Raw genomic sequence first — 526 nt, forward strand, 5'->3', positions numbered from 1 at the left:
TTATGCAAGAGTCAAGCCAGCACCATTATTCCTCTTTGCCAACTGATGACTTTGCAATTACTCTCATATTTAGACAATACATGAGAGGCATATTTTCTGCTGCCTTAAAAGGCTTGGTCCATACGCCAATCCAACTTATGCGTGCAAGTGAGTCATTTTTATTGATTCACCATAAACAGATTTGAAATGGAGAGAATATTCCTGTATTCGGAATTCTCGTTTAAGTTGCAAAATGATAAATTTGTCTATTATTTTTCAGAAGCATGTTAAAATATCTGCTAAAGCGTTTCTTTCCTATCCAAGACTCTCATTGTAAAGCATTGCATAAGTGTTCTAACTCTTGTATCGTTCTCAACGAACAAAAATAAATGGCATCCTTCCTTCCAGAAAAACAATGAAAAAAACAAAACTTCCCGTCGAAAATGTGCCCGATATTACGCTCTGCGCTCGTGATCTGTTTAATATTGATACGGATATGAAAGTGCCTGCTTTTAGCACAAAAAGCCCCCACGTTCCCGATGTAGAT

The 526-nt window shown here is 37.1% G+C and carries 1 protein-coding gene and 1 pseudogene; both read left to right on the forward strand.

Features of this window, described 5'->3' with window-relative positions; translation table 11 throughout:
- Positions 1-185: hypothetical protein (locus J7R05_RS07710; protein ID WP_208541815.1), on the forward strand; the 185-nt coding region annotated here is incomplete at its 5' end.
- A gap of 209 nt (positions 186-394) precedes the next feature.
- Positions 395-526, forward strand: a pseudogene (locus J7R05_RS07715) (cobaltochelatase subunit CobS); the annotation flags it as partial.

Source organism: Bartonella capreoli (assembly GCF_902813205.1).
Lineage (GTDB): Bacteria > Pseudomonadota > Alphaproteobacteria > Rhizobiales > Rhizobiaceae > Bartonella > Bartonella schoenbuchensis.